Source organism: Aquabacterium commune (assembly GCF_004362855.1).
Classification (GTDB): domain Bacteria; phylum Pseudomonadota; class Gammaproteobacteria; order Burkholderiales; family Burkholderiaceae_C; genus Aquabacterium; species Aquabacterium commune.
Genome location: NZ_SNXW01000001.1, coordinates 296,035 through 311,999, shown reverse-complemented (window position 1 = coordinate 311,999; position 15,965 = coordinate 296,035). Strand labels below are relative to the sequence as shown.

Sequence of the window (15,965 nt, the reverse complement as noted above, 5' to 3'; positions counted from 1 at the left end):
GCAGGGGATTGGTGGCAGAATCCGGGTTTTCGTCTTGAACTTGCGATGCCATGAGCGCAGTTGTCATCAGCGGCACGGGTTTGTACCAGCCCCCGCACACCATCACCAACGACGAGTTGGTGGCTTCGTTCAACGCCTACGTGGACGCCTGGAATGCCGAACACGCCGCAGACATCGAAGCCGGCACGCGCCAGCCCCTGACGCACTCCAGCAGCGAGTTCATCGAGAAGGCCTCGGGCATCCAGCAGCGTTACGTGATGGAAAAGGAAGGCATCCTCGACATCACCCGCATGTACCCGCGCCTGCAGGAGCGCCCGGACGACCAGCTCTCGCTGATGGCCGAAATCGCCGTGGACGCTGGCCGCAAGGCCATCGCCGCCGCGGGCAAGACCCCTGCCGACATCGACGCCGTGATCTGCTCGGCCTCGAACATGCAGCGCGCCTACCCGGCCATGGCCGTCGAGATCCAGCAGGCGCTGGGCGCAGGCGGCTACGGCTTCGACATGAACGTGGCCTGCTCGGCCGCGACCTTCGCGCTGGACCAGGCCGTCAACGCCGTGCGTGGCGGCTCCGCCAAGTGCGTGCTGGTGGTCAACCCCGAAATCACCTCGGGCCACCAGGAGTGGAAGGACCGCGACTGCCACTTCATCTTCGGTGACGTGGCCACGGCCACCATCGTCGAGCGTGCCGACACCGCCACGTCAGCCGACCAGTGGGAAGTGCTGGGCACGCAACTGGCCACGCAGTTCTCCAACAACATCCGCAACAACTTCGGCTACCTCAACCGCAGCGAAGACAGCGACCCCAAGGCCCGTGACAAGACCTTCCGCCAGGAAGGCCGCAAGGTGTTCAAGGAAGTGGTGCCCATGGTGGCCGCCCACATCGAGCGCCAGCTCGCTGGCCTGGGCATTGCGCCCACGGCGGTGCGCCGCTTCTGGCTGCACCAGGCCAACCTGGCCATGAACCAGCTGGTCATCAAGAAGCTCACCGATGGCGAGCCCACTGCCGACATCGCGCCGCTCATCCTCAACGAGTTCGCCAACACCTCGTCAGCGGGTTCCATCATCGCCTTCCACCGCCACCGCGCCGATTTGACGTCGGGCGACGTGGGCGTGATCTGTTCCTTCGGCGCGGGTTACTCCGTGGGGTCGGTGGCCTTGCGCAAGCGTTGATGCCGCTGGCGCTCCCCCATCGGTGGGAGCCCCAGCCGGTCGGCTTGCGGGCACAATCGTGCCAGCGGAGCGGCCTCTCCCCCTGTTCTTCACGGCCCGTCTGGCATCCAGCGGGCCGTTTGCTTTGTCCGGTGCACCATGAGCAACGACTTCACCTTTTACTGGCACGACTACGAAACCTTCGGGCGCGTGCCCCGGCGTGACCGCCCCTCGCAGTTCGCCGGCGTGCGCACCGACGCCCAGCTCAAGGAGATCGGCGAGCCGCTGATGCAGTACTGCCAGCCTGCGCCCGATTCCCTGCCCGACCCCGAAGCCTGCCTGCTCACCGGCATCCTGCCGCAGACCTGCCTGGAGCGCGGCGTGCCCGAGCACCTGTTCGCCGATGCCATCGAGCAGGCGCTGGCCCAGCCCAACACCATCGGCGTGGGCTACAACACCATCCGCTTTGACGACGAGGTCACGCGCCACCTGTTCTGGCGCAACCTGATCGACCCCTACGCCCGCGAGTGGCAAAACGGCTGCGGCCGCTGGGACTTGCTCGACGTGGTGCGCACCACCTGGGCCTTGCGCCCCGAGGGCATCACCTGGCCCAAGCACGACGATGGCCGCCCATCGTTCAAGCTGGAGCACCTCACCGCGGCCAACGGCCTGAGCCACGAGGCTGCGCACGATGCGCTGTCCGACGTGCGCGCCACCGTGGCCCTGGCCCGCATCCTCCAGCAGGCCCAGCCCAAGCTCTGGGACTTCTGCCTGAAGCTGCGCAAGAAGGACGCCGTGCTGGCCGAAGCCGGCCTGGACAAACCGCGCAGCGCCTGGAAGCCCTTCCTGCACATCTCCGGCATGTACGGCCACGAGCGCGGTTGCATGGCCCTGGTCTGGCCGCTGGCCCAGCATCCCAGCAACAAGAACGAAGTGCTGCTGTGGGACCTGGCCCATGACCCCTCCGAGCTGATCGACCTGAATGTGGCGACCATCCGCCAGCGCCTGTTCAGCAAGACGGCCGACCTGCCCGAGGGCGTCACCCGCCTGCCGCTCAAGAGCCTGCACATCAACAAATCGCCCATCGTCATCGGCAACTTGAAGATCCTCACGCCCGCCTTGCAGCAGAAGTGGGGCGTGGACCTGGACGTGGCTGCGCGCCACGCCGAGATCGCCGCCTCGCTGGGCCAGCGCATGGATGGCATCTGGGCCGAGGTGTACAGCCGCCCCGAACTCCGCGAGGGCGCCGCACCCGACGTGGACGAAGACCTCTACGGCGGCTTCGTCGGCAACGAGGACCGCCGCATCCTGCAGCGCCTCAAGGCCTTGTCGCCCGACGAACTCGCCCAGCGCACGTCGCCCGGCCGCTCGCCGGGCTTCGCCGATGAGCGCCTGGAAGAGATCGTCTTCCGCTACCGCGCACGCAACTTCCCCGACACCCTGAACGAGGAAGAACAAGGCCGCTGGCACGCCCTGCGCAGCGCACGCTTGCTGGAAGGCGCAGGCGGTGGTTTGTCGATGTCGGCGTTCTTCGAGCGCATCGACCAGCTCAGCGAGCAACTGTCCGAAGACGACGAGCGTGGCCAGGACATCCTGGGGGCGCTCTACGACTATGCCGAGCAGATCGCACCCTGAACAGCCGCTGGCGCAAGCGCTGAGACAGCCACCGAGCCAGCCGCTGCGCTACCTGGGTGGCTACCCGGCGCACCTGCTGCAGCAAGTGCAGGGCCTGATCGACGCAGGGCGCCTGGGTGAGACCCTGAGCCAGCGTTACCCCACGCTGCACGAGGTGCGCACCGACAAGGCGCTCTACGACTATGTCACCGAGCTGAAGGCCCGCTGCATGCGGGGTGCCGCGCCCATCAGCAAGGTGGCCTACGACAGCAAGCTCAAGGTCATCCAGCATGCGTTGGGCACGCACACCCGCGTCTCGCGCGTGCAGGGCGGGCAGCTCAAGGCCAAGCGCGAGATCCGCATCGCCAGCCTCTTCCGCGAGGCCCCGCCCGAGTTCTTGAACATGATCGTGGTGCACGAGCTGGCGCACCTGAAAGAGCGCGAGCACGACAAGGCCTTCTACCAGCTGTGCCGCCACATGTCGCCCGATTACCACCAGCACGAGTTCGACCTGAGGCTGTGGCTCACCGCCCGTGACCTGGGGTTGATGCCGGGGGTGGCCGAAGCCTGAGCTGGCGCGTCAGAACAGCTTGTCGATGAAGGCCTTGAGGCGGTCCTCCAGTTGCGTGCCCAGCGAGGCGCCACCCTCGGGCGGTTGGGGGATCAGGTCCGGCCCGATGGGGGTGTCGTCCATTCCCAGCTCGCGCAGGAAGCCGCCGTCGGCCCATTCGCGGTAGCGCCAGCCGCTGTCCTGCCGCACCACGCCCTCGGGCACAGGCAGCGCCAGCACGGGCTCGCGGCTGAGGGCCGTGGCCATGTACTGGATCCACACCGGCAGGGCCAGCGAGGCGCCCGAGGCGTGGCTGCCCAGGCTGCGCGGCGTGTCGTAGCCCAGCCAGACCACCGCGGCGACGTGCGGCTGGAAGCCGGCGAACCAGGCGTCCACGACGTCGTTGGTGGTGCCCGTCTTGCCGTACAGGTCGGGGCGCTTGAGTTGGGCCTGAGCACGCGCTGCCGTGCCGCTGCGCGCCACCTCGTTGAGCAGCGTGCCCGTGAGGAAGGCGTTGCGGGCCGGGACCACGCGGTCGCCCTCGTCCAGCACCTTGGTTGGCGCTTCGAACACCACCTTGCCATCGCCGTTCGTGATGCGGCGGATCACCACCGGCGACACCTTCATCCCGCCATTGGCGATCACCGCATAGGCACTGGCCAGTTGCAAAGGCGTGGTGGCCCCGGCGCCGAGGGCGAGGGTCAGGTTGTCGGGCTGCTTGTCCACGTCGAAGCCGAAACGGCCGGTCCAGGCGCGCGCGGCCTGCGGCCCCAGCAGTTGCACCAGGCGGATGCTGACCATGTTTTTCGATTTGGCCAGCGCGGTGTGCAGCGGCATGGGGCCCTCGAATTGGCCGTCGGCGTTCGAGGGGCTCCAGTCGCCCACGCTCAGGGGCGCGTCGTTGACCAGGGTTTCGGGCATCACGCCGTTTTCCAGCGCGGCGGCGTACAGGAAGGGCTTGTAGCTGGAGCCCGGCTGGCGCCAGCCCTGCGTGGCGTGGTTGAACTGGTTGCGCTGGAAGTCGAAGCCGCCCACCATGGCGCGGACCTGCCCGTCGCGCGGATCCAGCGCGACCACGGCGCCTTCGGCCTCGGGCCACTGCGTGATCACCCAGTCACCGCCTTGCTGGGCCGCGCGCACCACCGAGCCGCGGCGCAGCCTGAGCTTGTCGCTGGCTTTGGGCGCCAGCGCGGCCTGCACCTGGCGCAGCCCCTTGCCGCTGACAGGGATGACCTCGCCGCCGGCCAGCACCACCGTCACGCGCTTGGCGCTGACCTGGGTCACCACGGCGGCGTGCAGCATCTCGTCGTCGTTGTAGTCGTTGAGCACCTGCGAGACGGCCGGGTCGGTGTCCTCCAAATCGCGTTCGAGGTCCTCCTGGCCTTCGGGGCCGCGCCAGGCTTGGCCCACCTCGCGGTCGATCAGGGCCTTGCGCAAGGCCTTCCAGGCAGCTTGCTGCTCGGCGGCGCGCAAGGTGGTCACCACCTTCATGCCGCTGGTGTAGGCCTTGTCGCCATACTGCGCAAAGACCTGGGCGCGGGCCATCTCGGCCACGTGCTCGGCGTGCACCTCGGCCTCGGCCGGGTTGCGCACGCTCAGCTTCTCGGCCTTGGCTGCGGCGTACTGTTCGTCGTTGAGCACGCCCTCGGTGTGCATGCGCGACAGCGCCACCAGCTGGCGTGCCCGCGCCCGCGTGGGGTTCTTGATCGGGTTCACGTTGGCCGGGTTCTGGGGCAGGCCGGCCAGCATCGCGCACTCGGCGGCCGACAGCGCGCTCAGCGGTTTGCCGAAGTAGGTCTGCGCGGCCTCGGCAAAGCCATAGGAGCGGGCACCCAGGTAGATCTGGTTCATGTAGAGCGTGAGGATCTGGTCTTTGCTCAGCTCGCGCTCGATCTTCAGCGACAGCAGCGCCTCCTTGAGCTTGCGGCTCAGCGTCTTCTCCCGGGTCAGGAAAAAGGTGCGCGCCACCTGCTGCGTGATGGTGGAGGCCCCCTGCGTGCGCCCGCCCGTCACGTTGGCGACCACCGCGCGCAGCACACCGATGGGGTCGATGCCGTGGTGCTCGTAAAAGCGGCTGTCTTCCACCGCCAGCAGGCTGTCCCGCATCAGCTTCGGGATTTTCTCGAAGGGTAGGAATTGGCGCTTTTCGCTGCCAAAGCCGCCGATCTCTATGCCATCTGCCGTGTACACGCGCAAAGGCTGCTTGGGCTGGTAGTGCGCCAGGCCGCGGGTGTCGGGCAGTTGGGGGGAGAGCACCACCGCCGTGACGAGCAGGCTCAGCACGCCCGCGGCCATGAGTGCAAGCAGCCCCAGGACGAGGGCGAGCACAAGGCCGCGTTGTGGGTTCATGGCGCGCAAGGGGCGGCGGCGGGGGCGAGGGCGGGCGCGGGGCAGGGCCAGGACAGGCATGCGGTGGGTGCGGGCGCCAGGTCGGCGTCTGCGAAAGCAGCAACCGCCGGATTATCCCGCGCGGGCGGGCACCGCCTGTGTCGAAGCATGTCTGGGCGGCCATGAAAAAGCCCGCCGCGGTTTCCCGGGCGGGCTGGATGTGAGACCCTGCGACGGCCCCGGCGTTGGCCAGGGCACGGTCAGAGGGTGTCAGGCCGTGATCAGGCGGCCTTCACGTCCTTGGCGGCTTCCACGTACTCGTCGATCTGGTTGAAGTTCAGGTACTTGTAGATCTTGTCGGCGTCCTTGGAGACCACGCCGATCTCGGCCAGGTACTCTGCCGGCGTCGGCAGCTTGCCCAGCTTGGAGGCCACGGCGGTCAACTCGGCCGAGCCCAGGAACACGTTGGTGTTCTTGCCCAGGCGGTTCGGGAAGTTGCGCGTCGAGGTCGAGATGCAGGTCGAGCCTTCCTTGATCTGCGCCTGGTTGCCCATGCACAGCGAGCAGCCGGGCATCTCGGTGCGAGCGCCGGCGGTGCCGAAGGTGTTGTAGAAGCCTTCCTTGGTCAGCTCGGCGGCGTCCATCTTGGTCGGCGGGGCGACCCACAGGCGCACCGGGATGTCCTTCTTGCCTTCCAGCAGCTTGCCGGCGGCGCGGAAGTGACCGATGTTGGTCATGCACGAACCGATGAAGGCTTCGTCGATCTTGGTGCCGGCGACTTCGGACAGGAACTTGGCGTCGTCCGGGTCGTTCGGGCAGCAGACGATCGGCTCCTTGATGTCGGCCAGGTCGATCTCGATGATGGCGGCGTACTCGGCGTCGGCGTCGGCTTCCAGCAGGGTCTGGTTGGCCAGCCAGGCTTCCTGGGCTTCGATGCGGCGCTGCAGGGTGCGGGCGTCGGCGTAACCGTCGGCGATCATGTTCTTCATCAGAACGATGTTCGACTTCAGGTACTCGGCAACCGGTTCCTTGTTCAGCTTGATGGTGCAGCCGGCGGCAGAGCGCTCGGCGGAAGCATCAGACAGCTCGAACGCTTGCTCGACCTTCAGGTTCGGCAGGCCTTCGATTTCCAGCACGCGGCCCGAGAAGATGTTCTTCTTGCCGGCCTTGGCCACGGTCAGCAGACCAGCCTTGATGGCGTACAGGGGGATGGCGTGCACCAGGTCACGCAGGGTGACGCCAGGCTGCATCTCGCCCTTGAAGCGCACCAGCACCGACTCGGGCATGTCCAGGGGCATCACGCCGGTGGCAGCGCCGAAGGCGACCAGGCCGGAACCAGCGGGGAAGGAGATGCCGATGGGGAAACGGGTGTGCGAGTCGCCACCGGTGCCGACGGTGTCGGGCAGCAGCAGGCGGTTCAGCCACGAGTGGATCACGCCGTCGCCCGGACGCAGGGCCACGCCGCCGCGGTTGCTGATGAAGGCGGGCAGCTCGCGGTGCATCTTCACGTCCACGGGCTTGGGGTAAGCGGCGGTGTGGCAGAACGATTGCATGACCAGGTCGGCCGAGAAGCCCAGGCAAGCCAGGTCCTTCAGCTCGTCGCGGGTCATCGGGCCGGTGGTGTCTTGCGAACCCACGGTGGTCATCTTCGGCTCGCAGTAGGTGCCGGGGCGCACGCCTTGGCCTTCGGGCAAACCGACCGCACGGCCGACCATCTTCTGGGCCAGGGTGAAGCCCTTGCCAGAATCCTTCGGGGCCACGGGCAGGCGGAAGCTGGTGGAGGCGGGCAGGCCCAGGAACTCGCGGGCCTTGCCGGTCAGCGAGCGGCCGATGATCAGGTTGATGCGGCCGCCAGCCTGGACTTCGTCCAGCAGGACTTGCGACTTCAGCTCGAACTTCGCAGCCACGGCGCCGTTCTTCTCGATCTTGCCTTCGTACGGGAAGATGTCGATGACATCACCCATTTCGAACGCGGTCACATCGACTTCGATGGGCAGCGAGCCGGAGTCTTCTTGCGTGTTGAAGAAGATGGGGGCGATCTTGCCGCCCAGGGTCACGCCGCCAAAGCGCTTGTTGGGCACGAAGGGGATGTCCTCGCCGGTGGCCCAGATCACGCTGTTGGTGGCCGACTTGCGCGAAGAGCCGGTGCCGACCACGTCGCCCACGTAGGCAACCAGGTTGCCCTTCTTCTTGAGGTCTTCGATGAACTGCATCGGGCCGCGCTTGCCGTCTTCTTCGGGCTTGAAGGCCGCCCCACCAGGAGCACCAAAGTCCTGACGGGTGTTCTTCAACATCGCCAGATAGTGCATCGGGATGTCGGGGCGGCTCCAGGCGTCCGGAGCGGGCGACAGGTCGTCGGTGTTGGTCTCGCCAGGCACCTTGAACACGGTCACGGTGATCTTCTCGGCCACCTTCGGACGGGTGGTGAACCACTCGGCGTCGGCCCAGGACTGCATCACCGCCTTGGCGTTGGCGTTGCCCGACTTGCACAACTCGGACACGTCGTGGAACGCGTCGAACATCAGCAGGGTCTTCTTCAGCGCTTCAGCGGCGACACCGCCGACTTCGGCGTCGGACAGGAGGTCGATCAGGGGCTTGACGTTGTAGCCGCCGACCATGGTGCCCAGCAGCTCGGTGGCCTTGGCCTTGGAGATCAGCTTGGCCACGACGTCGCCGTGGGCCACGGCCGACAGGAAGGAGGCCTTGACCTTGGCGGCATCGTCCACGCCAGGGGGCACGCGGTGGGTCAGCAGGTCGAGCAGGAACGCATCTTCGCCAGCCGGCGGGTTCTTGATCAGCTCGATCAGTTCGGCGACTTGAGGCGCGGTCAGGGGCAGCGGGGGAATGCCCAGCGCGGCGCGCTCGGCAACGTGTTGGCGGTAGGCTTGCAACATGGTGTTCACCTGGTGAGGATGGGGACAGGAACGGGTTGTCCGCGTGGGCGCGGGTCACGCTGCCGACGCTCAAGTCTTATAGAAGACTTGGACAGATGGCCATTGTCGCTCAGGAATGGCGTTTTGACCATGTTTTGAAGGGCTTCTTGTGGGGCTTGTGGTGCGCGCAAGCCATGAAAAAAGCCCGCACGGTGGCGGGCTTGCGGGAGGTGCCGCGCATCACGGCACAAGGAGCGCTTGGCGCCTCAGCGCGCGTCGAAAATGGACGGGCGCGGGGGCTGGCTGGCCAGGTCGGCTTCGGCCTTGCGCTGCACCTCGTGCACGCAGGCGTCCACCAGGCGCTTGCCCGATTTGGTGTCCAGCACCATGGACTTGGTGAGGATCTGCACCAGCAGGGCCTGGCCGCGCACGTCTTCGAGGCGGATGGCGCCGGTGGCCGATTGCACGGGCTTCATCACCCAGGCCTGGCGGTCCAGAGCGAGGTTGACGTAGCCGGGGTGGGTGTCGTTGCGGTCCACCGTGATGCGGCGGCCGAACTCGCACTCGTAGCGACCGAGCAGCACGCGGTCCGCCGCCTGCATCTGCACGTCATCGGCCGCGGCCAGCACCAAGGGCTTCTCAGCAGCGGCGCCTTTGATCACGGCCTTGGAGGCCTTGGCCGGTACAGCGGCGTGCGCCAGTTGCGGGCCGAAGGTGGCGGCCACCATGCCCAGCACCATGCCGGCCGACAGGGCCCAGGTGCGGATGCGTTGGTGGCGACGGATGACGGCGGATGACTTCATGTTGCTGCAAACCTCGGGGCGGAACGGGTCGTGGGTCAGGACGTGCGTGGGGTGCGTGGCACCCGCAGCGTTGCTCATCTGCCGATCTTGCCACCGATCGGGCGCGCCAGTGTGTGACAAGTGTCAGTGCGGTTTGTCAGAACGCGTCACCGGGCACGCGCACCCAGCCTTCCATGAGGATGCGGGCGCTGCGGCTCATGATGGCCTTGGTGACCGTCCACTGACCGTTGACCTGGCTGGCCTGGGCGCCCACGCGCAGGGTGCCCGAGGGGTGGCCAAAACAGACAGATTCAGGCGCGGCTTCGCGCTCGCCGCCGCCGGCCGCCAGGTTCACCAGCGTGCCGGGGATGGCCGCCGCCGTGCCGATGGCCACGGCGCAGGTGCCCATCATGGCGTGGTGCAGCTTGCCCATGGACAGGGCGCGCACCAGCAGGTCCACGTCACCGGCGTCGATGGTCTTGCCGCTGGAGGCGGTGTAGGTCGTGGGCGGCGCGACGAAGGCGATCTTCGGGGTGTGCTGGCGGGTGGCCGCTTCCTCAGGCGTTTTGATCAGGCCCATGCGCAGGGCGCCGGCCACGCGGATGGCTTCGAAACGCTTGAGGGCGTCGGCGTCACCGTTGATTTGCTCGCGCAGTTCGGTGCCTCTGTAGCCGATGTCGGCGGCGTTGACGAACACGGTGGGGATGCCAGCCGTGATCATCGTGGCCTTGAGCGTCCCACCTTTGACCACGGACTCGGGCACCTCCAGGTCATCCACCAGGTTGCCGGTGGGGAACATCGAGCCGCCTTCGTCGCCATCGTCGGACGGGTCCATGAACTCCAGCACGATCTCGGCGGCGGGGAAGGTCACGCCGTCGAGTTCGAAGTCACCGGTTTCCTGCACCTGACCGTTGGTCACGGGCACGTGGGCGATGATGGTTTTCTGGATGTTGGCCTGCCAGACGCGGACCACGGCCACGCCATTCTCGGGAATGCGCGCAGGGTCCACCAGACCTGCGTGGATGGCGAAGGCGCCTGCCGCGGTGGAGAGGTTGCCGCAGTTGCCCGACCAATCGACAAAGGCCTTGTCGATGGAGACCTGGCCGTAGAGGTAGTCCACGTCGTGGTCGGGCACGCTGGACTTCGACAGGATCACGCACTTGCTCGTGCTCGACGTGGCCCCGCCCATGCCGTCGATGTGGGCGGCGTAGGGGTCGGGGCTGCCGATGACGCGCATGAACAGCTTGTCGCGCGCGGCGCCGGGTTGCTGGCACGAGGCCGGCAGGTCCTGCAGGCGGAAGAACACGCCTTTGCTGGTGCCGCCACGGATGTAGGTGGCGGGGATCTTCACTTGGGGGGCGTGAGCCATGTCGTTGTCTCCTAGGGGTCAGGCCGCCTTGTTCGCTGCAAGGAAATCTTGCGCGAAGCGTTGCAGCACGCCACCGGCTTCGTACACCGAGACCTCTTCGGCCGTGTCCAGTCGGCAGGTCATGGGCACCTTGACGACCTCACCGCTCTTGCGGGTGATGACCAGGGTCAGGTCGGTGCGGGGCTTCAGGTCGCCTTCGACGTCGTAGGTTTCGGTGCCGTCGATGTTCAGCGTCAGGCGGGTGGTGCCGGGCTTGAACTCCAGGGGCAGCACGCCCATGCCGATCAGGTTGGTGCGGTGGATGCGCTCGAAGCCTTCGGCGGCGATGGCTTCCACACCGGCCAGGCGCACGCCCTTGGCGGCCCAGTCGCGCGAGGAGCCCTGGCCGTAGTCCGCGCCGGCCACGATGATCAGCGGCTGCTTGCGCTCCTGGTAGGCCTCCATGGCCTCCCACATGCGCACGACCTTGCCTTCGGGCTCGATGCGGGCCAGCGAGCCGGCCTTCACCTTCCCGTCGGCGTCGCGCACCATTTCGTTTTTCAACGTCGGGTTGGCGAAGGTGGCGCGCATGGCGGTCAGGTGGTCACCGCGGTGGGTGGCGTAGGAGTTGAAGTCCTCCTCAGGCAAGCCCATCTTGTGCAGGTATTCACCGGCGGCCGAGTTCATCATGATCGCGTTGGAAGGCGACAGGTGATCGGTGGTGATGTTGTCCGGCAGCACGGCCAGCGGGCGCATGCCCTTGAGCGTGCGAGGGTTCGCGGCCAGCGCGCCCACACCTTCCGTGTCCCAGTAAGGCGGGCGGCGGATGTAGGTGGACTGCGGGCGCCAGTCGTACTGCGGGCTCACCTTGACGCCATCGTCGGCCTTGATGGCGAACATGGGTTCGTACACGGCGCGGTACTGCTCAGGCTTCACAGCCACCTTGACCACGGCGTCGATCTCGTCGTCCGAAGGCCAGATGTCCTTGAGGCGGATCTCTTTGCCGTCAACCACCGCCAGCACGTCGTTTTCGATGTCGAAACGGATGGTGCCGGCGATGGCGTAGGCCACCACCAGCGGGGGCGAGGCCAGAAAGGCTTGCTTGGCGTAGGGGTGGATGCGGCCGTCGAAGTTGCGGTTGCCCGAGAGCACGGCGGTGGCATACAGATCGCGGCCCATGATCTCTTGCTGGATGACCGGGTCGAGCGCGCCCGACATGCCATTGCAGGTCGTGCAGGCGAAGGCCACGATGCCAAAGCCGAGCTTTTCCAGGTCGCCCATCAGGCCCGCTTCGTTCAGGTAGAGCTCCACGGCCTTCGAGCCGGGGGCCAGCGAGGACTTCACCCAAGGCTTGCGCGTGAGGCCCAGCTTGTTGGCATTGCGGGCCAGCAGTGCGGCGGCGATCACGTTGCGCGGGTTGGAGGTGTTGGTGCAGCTGGTGATGGCGGCGATGATCACTGCGCCATCGGGCATGGTGCCTTCCGACGCAGCAGGCATGGCCCATTGGCCCGAGATGCCCTTGACCGCCAGGTCGGTGGTGGCCACGCGGGCGTGCGGGTTCGAGGGGCCCGCCATGTTGCGCACCACGGTGCTCAAATCGAACGTCAGCTCGCGCTCATAGACCGCGCTCTTCAGCGAATCCGACCACAGGCCGGCGACCTTGGCGTACGTTTCCACCAGCTTGACCTGGGCTGCATCGCGGCCGGTCAGGGTCAGGTACTCCAGCGTCTGGTCGTCGATGCTGAACATGGCGGCGGTGGCGCCGTATTCGGGGGCCATGTTCGAGATGGTGGCGCGGTCGCCGATCGTCAGCTTCGAGGCGCCTTCGCCGTGGAACTCCAGGTAAGCACCCACGACCTTGCTCTTGCGCAGGAACTCGGTCAGGGCCAGCACCACGTCGGTGGCGGTGATGCCGCTCTGGCGTTGGCCGGTGAGCTTGACGCCCACGATTTCAGGCAGGCGCATCCACGAAGCGCGGCCCAGCATCACGTTCTCGGCTTCCAGGCCGCCGACGCCGATGGCGATCACGCCCAGGGCGTCCACGTGCGGGGTGTGCGAGTCGGTGCCGACGCAGGTGTCGGGGTAGGCCACGCCCTGGTCGGCGTGGATCACGGGCGACATCTTCTCCAGGTTGATCTGGTGCATGATGCCGTTGCCCGCAGGGATCACGTCCACGTTGGCGAAGGCCTTCTTCGTCCAGTTGATGAAGTGGAAGCGGTCTTCGTTGCGGCGCTCTTCGATGTCGCGGTTCTTCTGGAAAGCGTCGGGGTCGAAACCGCCGCACTCCACGGCCAGCGAGTGGTCCACGATCAGCTGCACGGGCACCACGGGGTTCACCTTGGCGGGGTCGCCGCCTTCTTTGGCGATGGCGTCACGCAGGCCGGCCAAGTCCACCAGCGCGGTTTGGCCCAGGATGTCGTGGCAGGCCACGCGAGCAGGGAACCAGGGGAAGTCGTGGTCGCGCTTGCGCTCGATGAGCTGCGTCAGCGAACGCGTCACGATGGCTGGATCGGCCTTGCGCACGATGTTCTCGGCGTGCACGCGCGAGGTGTAGGGCAGGGTGGCCCAGGCGCCAGGCTGGATGGCTTCGACGGCGGCTTGCGCGTCAAAGTAATCCAGCGAGGTGCCGGGCAGGTTCTTGCGGAACGAGGTGTTCATCACTTGCGGTCCTTGATCGGCACGAACTTCTGGTCCTCAGGGCCGGTGTAGTTGGCCGAGGGGCGGATGATCTTGCCGTCGATGCGCTGCTCGATCACGTGGGCCGACCAGCCGCTGGTGCGGGCGATCACGAACAGCGGTGTGAACATCGCGGTGGGCACGCCCATCATGTGGTAGCTCACGGCGCTGAACCAGTCCAGGTTGGGGAACATCTTTTTGACTTCCCACATCACCGATTCCAGGCGCTCGGCGATGGCGTACATCTTCAGGTTGTTCTCTTCCTTGGAGAGGTCCTCGGCCACCTTCTTGATGACCACGTTGCGCGGGTCGCTCACGGTATAGACCGGGTGACCGAAGCCGATCACGACTTCCTTCTTCTCGACGCGGGCGCGGATGTCGGCCTCGGCCTCATCGGGGTTGTCGTAGCGCTTCTGGATCTCGAAGGCGACTTCGTTGGCGCCACCGTGCTTCGGGCCACGCAGGGCGCCGATGCCACCGGTGATGGCGCTGAACATGTCGGAGCCCGTGCCGGCCACCACACGGGAGGTGAAGGTCGAGGCGTTGAACTCGTGCTCGGCGTACAGGATGAGCGAGGTGTGCATGGCGCGCACCCAGCTGTCACGCGGCTTTTGGCCGTGCAGCAGGTGCAGGAAGTGGCCGCCGATGGAGTCGTCGTCGGTCTCCACGTCGATGCGCTTGCCGTTGTGGCTGTAGTGGTACCAGTACAACAGCATCGAGCCCAGCGAGGCCATCAGCTTGTCGGCGATGTCGCGGGCGCCGGGGTGGTTGTGGTCGTCCTTCTCGGGCGAGAGGCAGCCCAGCACGGACACGCCGGTGCGCATCACGTCCATCGGGTGGGCCGACGGGGGCAGCTGTTCCAGCGCGGTCTTCAGGCCAGCGGGCAGGCCGCGCAGCGACTTCAGCTTGGCCTTGTAGCCAGCCAGTTCCGCCACCGTGGGCAGCTTGCCGTGCACCAGCAGGTAGGCGATTTCTTCGAACTCGCTGGTCGTGGCCAGGTCGAGGATGTCGTAGCCGCGGTAGGCCAGGTCGTTGCCGGTGCGGCCCACGGTGCACAGGGCGGTGTTGCCAGCTGCCGTGCCGGACAGGGCGACGGACTTTTTGGGCTTGAAGCCGGGCGCGGTAGAGCCAGTGGGGGTCTCGGGGGTGGCGCTCATGGTCGGGGTCTCCTGGGGATGAAGGTGTGTGGCTTATTTCTTGGCAGCGAACAGGGCGTCCAGCTTGCCTTCGAATGCGTGGTAATTGATGCGGTCGTACAGCTCGTCGCGCGTCTGCATGGTGTCCACGACGCTCTTTTGGTGGCCGTCACGGCGGATGGCGGTGTACACGGCTTCGGCGGCCTTGTTCATGGCGCGGAAGGCGCTCAAGGGGTAGAGCACCATGCCCACGCCGGTGGGGCGCAACTCGTCCACGCTGAACAGCGGCGTCTTGCCGAATTCGGTGATGTTGGCCAGCACGGGCACGTTGACGGCCTTGACGAATTTCTCGTAGGTCGGCAAGTCGTAGGCGGCTTCGGCAAAGATGCCGTCGGCGCCTGCTTCCACGCAGGCCATGGCGCGCTCGATGGCGGCATCGACACCGTGCACCTGGATGGCGTCGGTGCGGGCGATCAGGAAGAAGTCCTTGTCGGTCTTGGCGTCGGCGGCGGCCTTGACGCGGTCCACCATCTCTTCGGTGGTGACGATTTCCTTGCCGGGACGATGGCCGCAGCGCTTGGCGCCGACCTGGTCCTCGATGTGGCAAGCGGCGGCGCCGGCCTTGATCAGGCTCTTGACGGTGCGCTCGATGTTGAAGGCGCTCGGCCCGAAGCCGGTGTCGATGTCCACGAGCAGCGGCGTGTCGCACACGTCGGTGATGCGGCGCACGTCGATCAGCACGTCTTCCAGGCCGCTGATGCCCAGGTCAGGCAGGCCCAGCGAGCCAGCCGCCACGCCACCACCCGACAGGTAGATGGCCTTGTAGCCGGCGCGTTGGGCCAGCAGGGCGTGGTTGGCGTTGATGGCGCCGATGATCTGAAGGGGGGATTCTTCCTTCAGGGCTTGGCGAAAGCGTGCGCCGGGGGACAGGGTGTTCATGGTTGCTCTCTCACTTGATCAATCCAACAGGATACGGGGCGGACGCAGCAACGTCTATGCCATGCGGCATTTCGCGATGAGAGGGCGCATGTGCCGGAGCTTAAGTCCTTGATTCAACGTGTGAATGCTGGGTTGGCTGGCGTGTCGCCGTGTGACTCAATGGATCTTGATGTTTCGAAAGTGAAACTACGTTTCATTTGTGATTCGCTTGACGTTTTCTCCGTTTCATAGGTGAGCAACCCGCCAGGTGTAAAAAACTGTAATTTCAGCTTCCTGAAGAAAGACAATGGCTTGAGGAAGGATTGCTCACTTGTGTCGCTTGCCTCGACGACCTAAAGTCAGTAGCAATTAAACAAACAAAGCAGGGAATGATCTTGCCCATGTTCGCCTCGCCAAGCGGGGGGTCGTGGGTTTGACTACGCGGACGTTTGCGCATCTCTGGCTGGCTGGAGCGTGGCTGGGCTCCGGTGGGGTACCGCCCCTCCTGGGGGTTCCGTTGATTCGCGCATGCCCGAGTGCGGGCCCAGACCTCGCTTGATCGCGAGTTGCTGCAAACACGCTGACATCT

At 66.3% G+C, this 15,965-nt stretch carries 10 protein-coding genes; 3 read left to right on the top strand and 7 right to left on the bottom strand.

The genetic code is table 11. From position 1 onward, the window contains the following. The first annotated feature begins 50 nt into the window (after positions 1–50). From EV672_RS01425 to EV672_RS01415, 3 genes are all read left to right on the top strand, one after another. Positions 51–1,172: a beta-ketoacyl-ACP synthase III gene (locus tag EV672_RS01425; protein WP_133605794.1), complete on the top strand. Its 1,122-nt coding sequence runs from the start codon at positions 51–53 to the stop codon at positions 1,170–1,172. Between the two features lie 138 nt (positions 1,173–1,310). Next, positions 1,311–2,786, top strand: coding sequence for an exodeoxyribonuclease I (sbcB, locus tag EV672_RS01420; protein WP_133605793.1), 1,476 nt, complete (start codon positions 1,311–1,313; stop codon positions 2,784–2,786). Beyond that, positions 2,764–3,336: a M48 metallopeptidase family protein gene (locus tag EV672_RS01415; protein WP_133605792.1), complete on the top strand. Its 573-nt coding sequence runs from the start codon at positions 2,764–2,766 to the stop codon at positions 3,334–3,336. Before sbcB ends, EV672_RS01415 begins: the two co-directional genes overlap by 23 nt. A gap of 9 nt (positions 3,337–3,345) precedes the next feature. Here EV672_RS01415 and EV672_RS01410 read toward each other — a convergent pair whose 3' ends face one another. The 7 genes from EV672_RS01410 to prpB form a co-directional block, all read right to left on the bottom strand. Continuing rightward, positions 3,346–5,724, bottom strand: coding sequence for a penicillin-binding protein 1A (locus EV672_RS01410; RefSeq protein ID WP_243738453.1), 2,379 nt, complete (start codon positions 5,722–5,724; stop codon positions 3,346–3,348). Between the two features lie 200 nt (positions 5,725–5,924). After that, entirely contained in the window at positions 5,925–8,537 is a 2,613-nt protein-coding gene (gene acnB / locus EV672_RS01405) for a bifunctional aconitate hydratase 2/2-methylisocitrate dehydratase (protein ID WP_133605791.1), read from the bottom strand. 245 nt (positions 8,538–8,782) lie between these two features. Next, on the bottom strand, positions 8,783–9,397 hold the full coding sequence (locus tag EV672_RS01400) for a hypothetical protein (protein ID WP_133605790.1): 615 nt from the start codon (positions 9,395–9,397) through the stop codon (positions 8,783–8,785). Positions 9,398–9,455: 58 nt separating this feature from the next. Further along, positions 9,456–10,667 carry a 2-methylaconitate cis-trans isomerase PrpF gene (prpF, locus tag EV672_RS01395; RefSeq protein WP_133605789.1) on the bottom strand — a complete coding sequence of 404 codons (1,212 nt, stop codon included), beginning with the start codon at positions 10,665–10,667 and terminating at the stop codon, positions 9,456–9,458. Positions 10,668–10,685: 18 nt separating this feature from the next. Next, complete coding sequence (acnD, locus tag EV672_RS01390) at positions 10,686–13,304, bottom strand: Fe/S-dependent 2-methylisocitrate dehydratase AcnD (protein WP_133605788.1); 2,619 nt, start codon at positions 13,302–13,304, stop codon at positions 10,686–10,688. After that, positions 13,304–14,479 carry a bifunctional 2-methylcitrate synthase/citrate synthase gene (gene prpC, locus EV672_RS01385; protein WP_133605787.1) on the bottom strand — a complete coding sequence of 392 codons (1,176 nt, stop codon included), beginning with the start codon at positions 14,477–14,479 and terminating at the stop codon, positions 13,304–13,306. Before prpC ends, acnD begins: the two co-directional genes overlap by 1 nt. Positions 14,480–14,512: 33 nt before the next feature. After that, positions 14,513–15,397 (bottom strand): methylisocitrate lyase, encoded by an 885-nt coding sequence (prpB, locus tag EV672_RS01380; protein WP_133605786.1) that lies wholly within the window; start codon positions 15,395–15,397, stop codon positions 14,513–14,515. Positions 15,398–15,965 lie beyond the last annotated feature (568 nt).

Bases quoted from the DNA above. Each gene is read 5' to 3' on its own strand.
- prpF (WP_133605789.1), bottom strand. From the start codon at position 10,667: ATGGCTCACGCCCCCCAAGTGAAGATCCCCGCCACCTACATCCGTGGC.
- acnD (WP_133605788.1), bottom strand. From the start codon at position 13,304: ATGAACACCTCGTTCCGCAAGAACCTGCCCGGCACCTCGCTGGATTAC.
- EV672_RS01400 (WP_133605790.1), bottom strand. From the start codon at position 9,397: ATGAGCAACGCTGCGGGTGCCACGCACCCCACGCACGTCCTGACCCAC.
- prpB (WP_133605786.1), bottom strand. From the start codon at position 15,397: ATGAACACCCTGTCCCCCGGCGCACGCTTTCGCCAAGCCCTGAAGGAA.
- EV672_RS01425 (WP_133605794.1), top strand. From the start codon at position 51: ATGAGCGCAGTTGTCATCAGCGGCACGGGTTTGTACCAGCCCCCGCAC.
- EV672_RS01415 (WP_133605792.1), top strand. From the start codon at position 2,764: ATGCCGAGCAGATCGCACCCTGAACAGCCGCTGGCGCAAGCGCTGAGA.
- acnB (WP_133605791.1), bottom strand. From the start codon at position 8,537: ATGTTGCAAGCCTACCGCCAACACGTTGCCGAGCGCGCCGCGCTGGGC.
- EV672_RS01410 (WP_243738453.1), bottom strand. From the start codon at position 5,724: ATGCCTGTCCTGGCCCTGCCCCGCGCCCGCCCTCGCCCCCGCCGCCGC.
- prpC (WP_133605787.1), bottom strand. From the start codon at position 14,479: ATGAGCGCCACCCCCGAGACCCCCACTGGCTCTACCGCGCCCGGCTTC.
- sbcB (WP_133605793.1), top strand. From the start codon at position 1,311: ATGAGCAACGACTTCACCTTTTACTGGCACGACTACGAAACCTTCGGG.